The 9,952-nt window shown below is 57.9% G+C and carries 13 protein-coding genes and 1 pseudogene; 8 read left to right on the forward strand and 6 right to left on the reverse strand.

Annotated elements, in window-relative coordinates; genetic code table 11:
• Positions 1–77 precede the first annotated feature (77 nt).
• On the reverse strand, positions 78–638 hold the full coding sequence (gene gmhB, locus B3797_RS08160; RefSeq protein ID WP_311790838.1) for a D-glycero-beta-D-manno-heptose 1,7-bisphosphate 7-phosphatase: 561 nt from the start codon (positions 636–638) through the stop codon (positions 78–80).
• 201 nt (positions 639–839) lie between these two features.
• On the opposite strand from gmhB, the gene metN reads away from it, so the two are divergent.
• The 6 genes from metN (at position 840) to proS (ending at position 6,411) form a co-directional block, all read left to right on the forward strand.
• Entirely contained in the window at positions 840–1,871 is a 1,032-nt protein-coding gene (metN, locus tag B3797_RS08165; protein ID WP_311783027.1) for a methionine ABC transporter ATP-binding protein MetN, read from the forward strand.
• Entirely contained in the window at positions 1,864–2,517 is a 654-nt protein-coding gene (locus B3797_RS08170) for a methionine ABC transporter permease MetI (protein WP_033749615.1), read from the forward strand. The genes metN and B3797_RS08170 overlap by 8 nt, the downstream gene beginning before the upstream one ends.
• Positions 2,518–2,554: 37 nt before the next feature.
• A complete protein-coding gene (locus tag B3797_RS08175) occupies positions 2,555–3,370 on the forward strand; it encodes a MetQ/NlpA family lipoprotein (RefSeq protein ID WP_311783028.1) in 816 nt (271 codons plus the stop codon).
• A gap of 132 nt (positions 3,371–3,502) precedes the next feature.
• Positions 3,503–3,898, forward strand: coding sequence for an Rcs stress response system protein RcsF (gene rcsF, locus B3797_RS08180; protein WP_311783029.1), 396 nt, complete (start codon positions 3,503–3,505; stop codon positions 3,896–3,898).
• A complete protein-coding gene (gene tsaA, locus B3797_RS08185) occupies positions 3,895–4,623 on the forward strand; it encodes a tRNA (N6-threonylcarbamoyladenosine(37)-N6)-methyltransferase TrmO (protein WP_311790839.1) in 729 nt (242 codons plus the stop codon). The genes rcsF and tsaA overlap by 4 nt, the downstream gene beginning before the upstream one ends.
• A gap of 69 nt (positions 4,624–4,692) precedes the next feature.
• Positions 4,693–6,411, forward strand: coding sequence for a proline--tRNA ligase (gene proS, locus B3797_RS08190; RefSeq protein WP_311783031.1), 1,719 nt, complete (start codon positions 4,693–4,695; stop codon positions 6,409–6,411).
• Between the two features lie 34 nt (positions 6,412–6,445).
• On the opposite strand, the gene arfB is transcribed toward proS, so the two are convergent.
• On the reverse strand, positions 6,446–6,856 hold the full coding sequence (arfB, locus tag B3797_RS08195) for an alternative ribosome rescue aminoacyl-tRNA hydrolase ArfB (protein ID WP_120455866.1): 411 nt from the start codon (positions 6,854–6,856) through the stop codon (positions 6,446–6,448).
• 208 nt (positions 6,857–7,064) lie between these two features.
• Here arfB and B3797_RS08200 point away from each other — a divergent pair, with 208 nt between their 5' ends.
• On the forward strand, positions 7,065–7,265 hold the full coding sequence (locus B3797_RS08200) for a YaeP family protein (RefSeq protein WP_033749608.1): 201 nt from the start codon (positions 7,065–7,067) through the stop codon (positions 7,263–7,265).
• Positions 7,252–7,512 carry a Rho-binding antiterminator gene (gene rof, locus B3797_RS08205; RefSeq protein WP_120455864.1) on the forward strand — a complete coding sequence of 87 codons (261 nt, stop codon included), beginning with the start codon at positions 7,252–7,254 and terminating at the stop codon, positions 7,510–7,512. Before B3797_RS08200 ends, rof begins: the two co-directional genes overlap by 14 nt.
• 42 nt (positions 7,513–7,554) lie before the next feature.
• On the opposite strand, the gene B3797_RS08210 is transcribed toward rof, so the two are convergent.
• The 4 genes and pseudogenes from B3797_RS08210 to B3797_RS08225 all read right to left on the reverse strand — a co-directional run.
• Positions 7,555–7,863 carry a cytochrome c gene (locus B3797_RS08210; protein WP_311790840.1) on the reverse strand — a complete coding sequence of 103 codons (309 nt, stop codon included), beginning with the start codon at positions 7,861–7,863 and terminating at the stop codon, positions 7,555–7,557.
• Positions 7,860–9,179: a tRNA lysidine(34) synthetase TilS gene (gene tilS / locus B3797_RS08215; protein ID WP_311790841.1), complete on the reverse strand. Its 1,320-nt coding sequence runs from the start codon at positions 9,177–9,179 to the stop codon at positions 7,860–7,862. The genes B3797_RS08210 and tilS overlap by 4 nt, the downstream gene beginning before the upstream one ends.
• A gap of 51 nt (positions 9,180–9,230) precedes the next feature.
• Complete coding sequence (locus tag B3797_RS08220) at positions 9,231–9,620, reverse strand: VOC family protein (RefSeq protein ID WP_311790842.1); 390 nt, start codon at positions 9,618–9,620, stop codon at positions 9,231–9,233.
• Between the two features lie 88 nt (positions 9,621–9,708).
• A pseudogene (locus tag B3797_RS08225) lies at positions 9,709–9,952 on the reverse strand (lysine decarboxylase LdcC); the annotation flags it as partial.

The following is a 9,952-nucleotide window of genomic DNA, read 5'->3' on the forward strand; positions in this document are numbered from 1 at the left end:
GGAGTCGTTCAGAGAGCGCAAGGGGCTTGTTTAAAGTTTTGTGTCGTTCGTCTGAATAATGCGCAAAACGCACGTTTTTAACGCTTCTTAATCTCCTGCGGCAGATCGGCGAGGCTGTTAATCACCCAGTCTGCTGCTGCTTCCCCTTCCGGCGTGACCGGTTTGCCGCTACGTACCAGCACACTCGTGCCTACGCCTGCCGCTTTGCCTGCCAGTACATCTTCCGTTTTATCGCCCACCATATAAGAAGCGGCCATGTCGATATTGAGATGCTTCTGAGCAGAGAGCAGCATACCGGGATGAGGTTTACGGCAGTCGCACTGCTGACGATAGGCCTCAACCGGCGCGTCCGGCAGATGCGGACAGAAATAGATGCCGTCGAGATCCACGTCGCGGTCCGCCAGCGACCAGTCCATCCATTCCGTCAGCTGCATAAACTGATCTTCGGTGAACATGCCGCGGGCAATGCCGGACTGATTGGTAATCAGCACCAGCGCGAACCCCATCTTCTTCAGCTCCTGCAGCGCCTCGATAGTGCCGTCAATAAACTGGAAGTTGTCGATTTCATGGACATAGCCATGATCGATGTTCAGGGTGCCATCACGATCAAGAAATACAGCCGGGACTTTATTCGCCACTGGGAAAACTCCTGCTACTAAAGATGCTACTAAAATTGCCGCCTAGTATTGCATGATTGCAATAAAAGAGAGAATGGCAGATAAGAGGACTTTCATTGATTTAGACGTCTGGATGCCTTACCATCCACTCAGCTTTCGCACCGGGGTTCGGCGCGAAAGGTTCCACACCACGGACAACGCAAGACGATAATAAATAACCTAATGATTAAACTTGAAAATATTACCAAAGTGTTCCAGCAAGGCTCACGGACTATTCAGGCGCTCTCTGACGTTAGCCTGCACGTGCCTGCGGGACAAATTTATGGCGTTATCGGCTCGTCCGGCGCTGGTAAAAGTACGCTTATCCGCTGCGTTAACTTACTTGAACGTCCAACATCAGGCCGCGTGCTGGTTGACGGCCAGGATTTAACCGCCCTGAGCGAGCGTCAGCTGACCCAGGCGCGTCGTCAGATTGGCATGATCTTCCAGCACTTTAACTTGATGAACTCGCGTACCGTATTCGGCAACGTGGCGCTGCCGCTTGAGCTGGGCAGCCTGTCGCGTGAAGAGATTAAGAAACGCGTAACGGAATTACTGGAGCTGGTCGGCCTGGCCGATAAGCGTGACGCCTGGCCCGCCAACCTCTCCGGCGGACAGAAACAGCGCGTCGCTATCGCGCGTGCGCTGGCCAGCAATCCCAAAGTGCTGCTGTGCGACGAAGCCACCAGCGCGCTCGATCCGGCAACTACCCGCTCCATTCTTGAGCTGCTGAAAGATATCAACCGCCGCCTCGGCCTGACCATTCTGCTGATTACGCATGAGATGGACGTGGTGAAGCGCATCTGCGATCAGGTTGCGGTTATCAGCCAGGGCGAACTGATTGAAAAAGACAGCGTCAGCGAAGTCTTCTCCCATCCGAAAACGCCGCTGGCGCAGCAGTTTATCCAGTCGACGCTGCACCTCGATATTCCTGAAGATTATCAGCAGCGCCTGTTGCCGCAGCCCGCAGCCGATCGCGTGCCGCTGCTGCGTCTTGAGTTCACCGGCAAATCCGTTGACGCGCCGCTGCTCTCTGAAGCCGCGCGCCGCTTCAATGTGAATAACAATATTATCAGTGCGCAGATGGATTACGCCGGTGGCGTGAAGTTCGGCATTATGCTGGCCGAAATGGACGGCGCTGAAAGCGATGCCAAAGCCGCCATCGCGTGGCTGCAGGAAAATCATGTAAAAGTAGAGGTGTTAGGTTATGTCTGAGGCGATGATGGCTTTACTGGCGCGCGGCGTCTGGGAAACGCTGATGATGACCTTTGTCTCTGGCTTCTTTGGTTTCGTGCTGGGCCTGCCAGTGGGCGTTTTACTCTACGTCACCCGTCCGGGACAGATTCGGGAAAACCGCACCCTCTATCGCATCCTTTCTGCGCTGGTAAATATTTTCCGCTCTATTCCTTTTATCATTCTGCTGGTCTGGATGATCCCCTTTACCCGCGCCATCGTCGGCACCTCTATCGGGCTGCAGGCGGCTATCGTGCCGCTGACCGTCGGCGCCGCGCCTTTTATTGCGCGTATGGTGGAAAATGCGCTGCTTGAGCTGCCGACCGGGCTGATCGAAGCGTCACGCGCTATGGGCGCGACGCCGCTGCAGATCGTGCGTAAGGTGCTGCTGCCGGAAGCGTTGCCGGGTCTGGTGAACGCCGCGACCATTACGCTGATTACGCTGGTCGGCTACTCTGCCATGGGCGGCGCCGTCGGCGCTGGCGGCCTGGGGCAGATCGGCTATCAGTACGGTTATATTGGCTATAACGCGACGGTCATGAATACGGTGCTCGTGTTACTGGTCGTTCTGGTGTATTTAATTCAGTTTTGTGGCGACCGCATCGTGCGTGCCGTGTCCCATAAATAAGTCAGCAATATCATTACGTCTCCATTAAGGAAGAGATATGACTTTTACATTTAAAAAGATTGCCGCTGTGGGTGCACTGATTGGCGCGATTGCGCTGGCAGGATGCGATCAGAAAGCCAAAGATCCGAACCACATTAAAGTGGGCGTGATTGTCGGCGCAGAGCAGCAGGTTGCCGAAGCGGCGCAGAAAGTCGCGAAGGACAAATATGGCCTCGATGTGGAGCTGGTAACCTTTAACGATTACGTACTGCCGAACGAAGCGCTGAGCAAAGGCGATATCGACGTGAACGCGTTCCAGCATAAACCTTATCTGGATCAGCAGATCAAAGATCGCGGTTACAAGCTGGTGCCGGTCGGCAATTCTTTTGTTTATCCGATCGCGGGCTATTCCAAAAAAATCAAATCGCTGGATGAGCTGCAGAACGGCGCGCAGGTCGCTATTCCTAACGATCCGACTAACCTTGGACGTTCCCTGCTGCTGCTGCAGAAAGTCGGCCTGATTAAGCTGAAAGATGGCGTAGGTCTGCTGCCGACCTCGCTGGACATCGTTGAGAACCCAAAAAACCTGAAGATTGTTGAGCTGGAAGCGCCGCAGCTGCCGCGTTCGCTGGATGACCAGCAGATTGCGCTGGCGGTCATCAACACCACCTACGCCAGCCAGATTGGTCTGACGCCGGCAAAAGATGGCATCTTCGTGGAAGATAAAGATTCGCCTTACGTTAACCTGATCGTGAGCCGTGAAGATAACAAAGACGCTGAAAACGTGAAGAAATTCGTTCAGGCTTATCAGTCTGACGAAGTGGCGGAAGCCGCGAACAAGATCTTTAACGGCGGCGCAGTAAAAGGCTGGTAATTCCTTTACTGACTCTTCTGATCAGGGCGGCGCTTAGCCGCCCTTTCTTTTGCGCCGCACCTGGCGCGACTTGTTATTTCGCCTGGTCCTTGTTTCAATAACGCCACTTTTTACAACCTTGAGGATGTTGCCATGCGTTTATTACCGCTCTGCTTGTTAGCATTGATGCTGACCGGGTGCGTTCACGAATACCACCCGATAAGCAGCGCACCCGCTCATTCGCAGCCATCCCGCGAGCCGGCGCGTAAGCCTGCTCCGCGCCCCGCGCCGGTAAAAGTCTATACCGACGCCGCCGATCTGGTCAGCATGCCGTTCCGCGATCTGGGCGAAGTGGCTGGCGACGACTGTCAGAGCAGCCGACAGGATTCGCCGCCGAATATCGCCACCGCGCGCAAGCGCCTGCAGGTTAAAGCCTCTTACCTGAAAGCTAACGCCGTTCTGCTGCACAAGTGTGAAATCGTCAGCAGCACGCCGGGATGCTATCGTCAGGCGATCTGCCAGGGCTCCGCGCTGAAAGTGAATCAATGAGTTCTTTCGCCTTTGAGCAGATCGGCGTTATTCGTTCGCCGTGGAAAGAGAAATTCGCCGTTCCGCGTCAGCCTGGCCTGGTGCAGGACGGTCATGGCGAACTGCATCTGATTGCCCCCTATAATCAGCCGGAAGCGGTGCGCGGGCTGGAGAGTTTCACGCATCTCTGGGTGCTGTTCGTGTTTCATCAGACCATGGCGGGCGGATGGCGTCCCACGGTGCGGCCGCCGCGCCTGGGCGGCAATGCCCGCATGGGCGTATTTGCGACGCGCTCTACCTTTCGTCCGAACCCCATCGGCATGTCGCTGGTCGAGCTGAAGGGCATTCGCTGCGAGAAGAATCAGGTGATTCTGCAGCTCGGCAGCCTGGATTTGGTGGACGGCACGCCGGTAGTGGATATCAAACCCTACCTCCCCTTCGCCGAAGCGCTGCCGCAGGCGCGGGCCGGTTTCGCTCAGGAGGCACCCGCGGCCGATATGCCGGTGCGCTTCTCGCCGCTGGCCGAACAGCAGCTGGCGCAGCAGCAGAAACGCTATCCTCATCTGGCGCGTTTTATCCGTGACGTGCTGGCGCAGGATCCGCGTCCCGCCTACCGTAAAGGCGAAGCGCAGACGCGCGAATACGCCGTCTGGCTGCTCGATTTTAACGTACGCTGGCGCGTCGATGAAACGGGCACCGAGGTAACCGGCATCGACCCGCGCGAAAACGCGCTTTTGAGCCCGTGAGCTCGCTGGTACACTAGCCGCCAACAAAACTTTTGTCAGTGACTTTCCGTTCAACTGGAACCTTAATCAATGCGTACTACTCAATATCTGCTCTCCACTCTGAAGGAGACGCCCTCCGATGCGGAAGTGATCAGCCACCAGCTGATGCTGCGCGCCGGGATGATCCGCAAACTGGCTTCAGGTCTCTACACCTGGCTGCCGACCGGTTTACGCGTGCTGAAAAAAGTCGAAAATATCGTGCGCGAAGAGATGAACAACGCGGGCGCGATTGAGATCTCTATGCCGGTGGTTCAGCCCGCCGACCTGTGGCAGGAGAGCGGTCGCTGGGAACAGTACGGCCCGGAACTGCTGCGCATTGCCGACCGCCACGAGCGTCCTTTCGTGCTCGGTCCGACGCATGAAGAAGTGATTACCGATCTGATCCGTAACGAGCTCAGCTCCTATAAGCAGCTTCCGCTCAACCTTTATCAGATCCAGACCAAATTCCGCGATGAAGTGCGTCCGCGCTTCGGCGTAATGCGTTCTCGCGAGTTCATCATGAAGGATGCCTACTCCTTCCATATCTCGCAGGAATCGCTGCAGGAAACTTACGACGCGATGTACCGCGCCTACAGCAACAGCTTTAGCCGTATGGGCCTCGACTTCCGCGCGGTGCAGGCGGATACCGGCTCTATCGGCGGCAGCGCGTCGCACGAATTCCAGGTGCTGGCGCAGAGCGGCGAAGATGATGTGATCTTCTCAACCGAATCGGACTACGCCGCCAATATCGAGATGGCCGAAGCGGTCGCGCCGGCTGGTGATCGCCCGCAGCCGACTCAGGCGCTGGCGCAGATCGACACGCCGAACGCCAAAACCATCGCTGAGCTGGTAGAGCAGTTCCAGATGCCGATCGAGAAAACCGTTAAGACGCTGATGGTTAAAGCCAGCGAAGAGAGCGGCCATACGCTGGTCGCGCTGCTGGTACGCGGCGATCACGAGCTGAACGAGATCAAAGCGGAGAAGCTCGATATCGTCGCCTCACCGCTGGTATTCGCCACTGAAGAAGAGATCCGCGCCGCGGTTGGCGCAGGCCCGGGTTCACTCGGTCCGGTGGGTCTGGCGATGCCGATTATCGCCGACCGCAGCGTTGATAAGATGAGCGACTTCAGCGCTGGCGCAAACGTCGATGGCAAGCACTACGTCGGCATTAACTGGGAACGCGATCTGCCGCAGGCGATCGTGGCCGATATCCGCAACGTTGTAGAAGGCGATCCGAGCCCGGACGGCAAAGGCACGCTGCAGATCAAACGCGGTATCGAAGTAGGTCATATTTTCCAGCTCGGCACCAAATATTCCGAAGCGATGAAAGCGGCGGTTCAGGGCGAAGATGGCCGCAACCAGGTGCTGACCATGGGCTGCTACGGCATCGGCATCACGCGCGTCGTTGCGGCGGCGATTGAGCAAAACCACGACGATCGCGGCATTATCTGGCCTGCGGCACTGGCACCGTTCGAAGTCGCGATCCTGCCGATGAATATGCACAAATCTTTCCGCGTGAAAGAGCTGGCGGAAGAACTCTACAACACCCTGCGCGCGAAAGGCGTCGAGGTGATCCTTGACGACCGTAAAGAGCGTCCGGGCGTGATGTTCGCCGATATGGAGCTGATTGGCGTGCCGCACACTATCGTTATCGGCGACCGTAACCTCGATAACGAAGAGATCGAGTACAAAGCGCGTCGCGCCGGTGAGAAAGAGATGATCAAGCAGAGCGAAATCGTCGACTTCCTGCTGAAAGCGCTTAACAAGTAATGCCCTTCTCGCCCCCGCTTTCGGGGGCGTTTTTTTACAGCACTTTTCCCCGCAGCGATTTTGTCGAGCTACGCCGCGCTTTCCCTTCCAGCCGTCTCTCTTTCGAGGCGCGCGTCGGTCGTGTGGCGCGACGGGCCTTCTCTACGCGAGTCAGTTCCTGAATCAAACTGACCAGCCGCTGAACCGCCGCTTCACGGTTCATCTCCTGGCTGCGGTACTCCTGCGCTTTGATAATCACCATGCCTTCCGGCGTAATCAGGTGGTGCTTCGCCGCCAGCATGCGCTGTTTGTGAAACGGCGGCAGCGACGACGCAGCGATATCGAAACGCAAATGTATGGCGGTGCTGGTTTTATTAACATGCTGCCCGCCTGCGCCCTGGGCGCGAATGGCGCTTAGCTCAACTTCGCTGTCGGGCAGCTCGACCGTACGTGAAACTTTAATCATCTGTCACCTGAGACAACGTCGCCTTGTTTAACCTGTTCATCAACTTAACCTTTTGTGCTTCCTGTTAATGGCGCGTAGCCAGCGGATTCTGTCACTTTAGCCTCTTTCGCCGCTCTGATCCTGCTTTGCCCTGGCTGAAATCCTGGAAATGCCTGTGATATAGTTCCTCGGGCAACCAGAGTATTCTTGCTCTGCTGAGGAGGTGAACGTGCAAAAATATTGTGAATTGGTTCGCCAGAAGTATGCCGAGATCGGCAGCGGCGAACTGGGATATGTGCCCGATGCAATCGGATGCGTTTTGAAGGCACTCGATGATATTGCCGCAAATTCTGCGCTAAACTCTTCTGTCAGGGAACAGGCAGCTTATGCCGCTGCAAACTTACTGGTGAGCGACTATGTTGACGAATGAAGCTTATAGACCCATCAACTGTGATGATTACGACAACCTGGAACTCGCCTGCACAAAACGCTGGACGCTTGAGCTGATCCTGAAAAACGGGGAAGCGCTCAAAGCAAAAGCGACAGATATGGTTTCACGCAAAAACGTGGAATACCTCTCTATCGATCTATCCGGTGAAACACGCGAGTTGCGCCTCGATCACATCGCCAGCTTCAGCCATCCTGAGCTGGGCACCGTTGTCGTCAGCGAAGAGTAGCGACAACGCCTCGGGCGGGATATTTCCCGCCCCCTTCCCCGTCTAGGGTTTCAGCGACCCGTAGTAAGCCGACAAATCTGCCATATCATCGTCACTCAATCCGGCCACAAAGGCTTTCATGACTTCGGCCTGCCCGCCGCTGCGCTCGCCTTTTTTATAGGCCTGCAGCGCATGGTTGAGGTAAGCGGCATTCTGTCCTGCCAGGTTGGGATAGAGCGGCACGCTGCTTTTCCCCTGCGCGCCATGACAGGCGGTGCAGGCGACTGACTTCTGCGCGCCCGCGTTAACATCGCCATCAGCCATCACCGGCAGCGCCGCCGCCAGTAGCAGGGCGGACAGTAATCTCTTCATTTTTGCTCTCCAGCATTATTGTTATTTTGCCAGATCGCCTGCCAGCCATTCTCGTCAACGGCGGCGCCTTCCCGGGTAACAAACAGGCCGGGCGCGCAGACAAGCGTCTGATTGTAATAAATCAGCGGAATACGTTCACGCTGCCACGGCGGGATCGCCAGCTCCTGCCACAGCTTTTTTATCTCGCGCCCGCCGGAGCGGCCCACCAGATGAAAATAGCCCTGCGCATGGAAACGCACGCTGACGTGTTCATCCGCTTCAGGCTGGCGCAGCGCCGACGGCGCGCTTTGCGCACAGAGCACGCCGAGCTGCTGCGGCAGCAGCAGCGGCTCGCGGCGATCGCGCCACGGCAGCTCCAGTTCCCTTAACGATGCGCAGCGCGGCAGCCAGTAGAGCCGTTCGCGGTAGCGGCGCGCTTCCGCATCGCCAAAGCGCAAACATGGCTGCGCGTCTTCACGGCTCAGCATCACCTCCTGGCGCAGACGCGCCAGCGCGGCGCGCGAGGGCATTACCCCTCCCTGCCGGGCAATCCAGCGCCGCAACAGCGCATTCGCGCGCGTTTCACTCATCTGCAAAAGCGGTGGAAAATGCAGGCTGCCGTCAGGATGCGTCAGCCCGACCAGCTGCTCCGCCAGCAGCTCGTCCAGCAGTTGTTCCTGCTCGCCGCACAATGCCGCGCTGCGCGCGCACGCTTCGGCAAAATGCGGCCAGCGCGCCTGCAGCGCAGGCAGCAGGCGCTGGCGCAGGAAGTTGCGATCGTAGCGCGCGTCCTGATTGCTTTCGTCTTCGATCCAGCGAAGCTGGTGCTGCTGCGCATAGGCTTCAAGCTGCTGGCGCGACTGATTGAGCAGCGGACGCAGCAGCACGCGACCATCGCGCACCCGCCGCACCGGCATTGCCGCCAGCCCGGCAGGCCCGCTGCCGCGCTTTAGCGCCAGCAGCAGCGTCTCGCACTGATCGTCGAGGTGTTGCGCAGTAAGCAGCCACTCATCAGGCTGCATCGCCGCCGTCAGCGCCTGATAGCGCGCCGCACGCGCCGCGCCTTCAACGCCCTGTTCGCGCGCGTCAACCTGCACGCGCAGGACCTCGCAGCCTAGCTGCCAGGCTTCGCAGATGGCGACGCAGTGCGCCGCCCAGCTGTCGGCGTTGGGGCTTAATCCATGATGAACATGCAGCGCGCGCAGGCGCGCTTGCGGATGCGCCTGCCGCCAGCTGACCAGCTGATGCAGCAGCACCGTGGAATCGAGGCCGCCGCTGAACGCCACCACCAGTGCGGCATCGGCGGGCAACAGCGAGGCGAGATGAGACAAAGACATGACGCGTTCCAGAATCAGGGCCGCCGGATGCGGCCCTCCGCGCGCGCTATTTTACGCCTGATAAAGCTCCAGCGGCAAACCATCCGGATCGGCAAAGAAGGTGCACTGCTTGCCGGTCAGATCGTCGATGCGGATCGGCTCGCACGTCACCCCTTTTTCTGCCAGCGTTGCGACCGCCGCCGCTACGTCGGGCACAGTAAAGGCCAGATGACGCAGGCCGCAGGCTTCGGGATGGCTGACGCGCGCTGGCGGAGAAGGAAACGAGAAAAGTTCGATCGTGTACTGGCCGTTCAGCGCCAGATCGCCTTTCCACGAATCGCGCGCCTCGCGGTAAACCTCGCTCATCAGGCTGAAGCCGAGCACCTCGCAGTAAAAGGCCTTACTGCGCGCATAATCTGTGGCGATGATGGCGATATGGTGAACAGAAGATAACTGCAACATAAAAAGACTCCCCGACTGTTTTGCTTATCCTGAGACGTGCGGCAGCGGCTTGCAATGCGCAATTGTCTGAAGCCGCTGCATTTTTCCGTTATTTCAGCACGCGCACGCGATAATTCCCCTCTTCGGTCAGCGTCGCGCCGTGAATATCAGTCTCGAAGCCCGGATAGTGACGGCCAATAGTGCAGAGCATCAGCAGGAAATCGAGCACCGCGCGGCTCTCTTCGGTAATCATTTCGCCCGGCATCACCAGCGGTACGCCTGGCGGATAGGGCAGGATCATATTGGCGGAAACGCGCCCTACCAGCTGGCTCAGATCCACCGTTTCCACCCTG

It is taken from the genome of Pantoea sp. UBA5923, assembly GCF_002431095.1.
GTDB lineage: Bacteria > Pseudomonadota > Gammaproteobacteria > Enterobacterales > Enterobacteriaceae > Pantoea > Pantoea piersonii.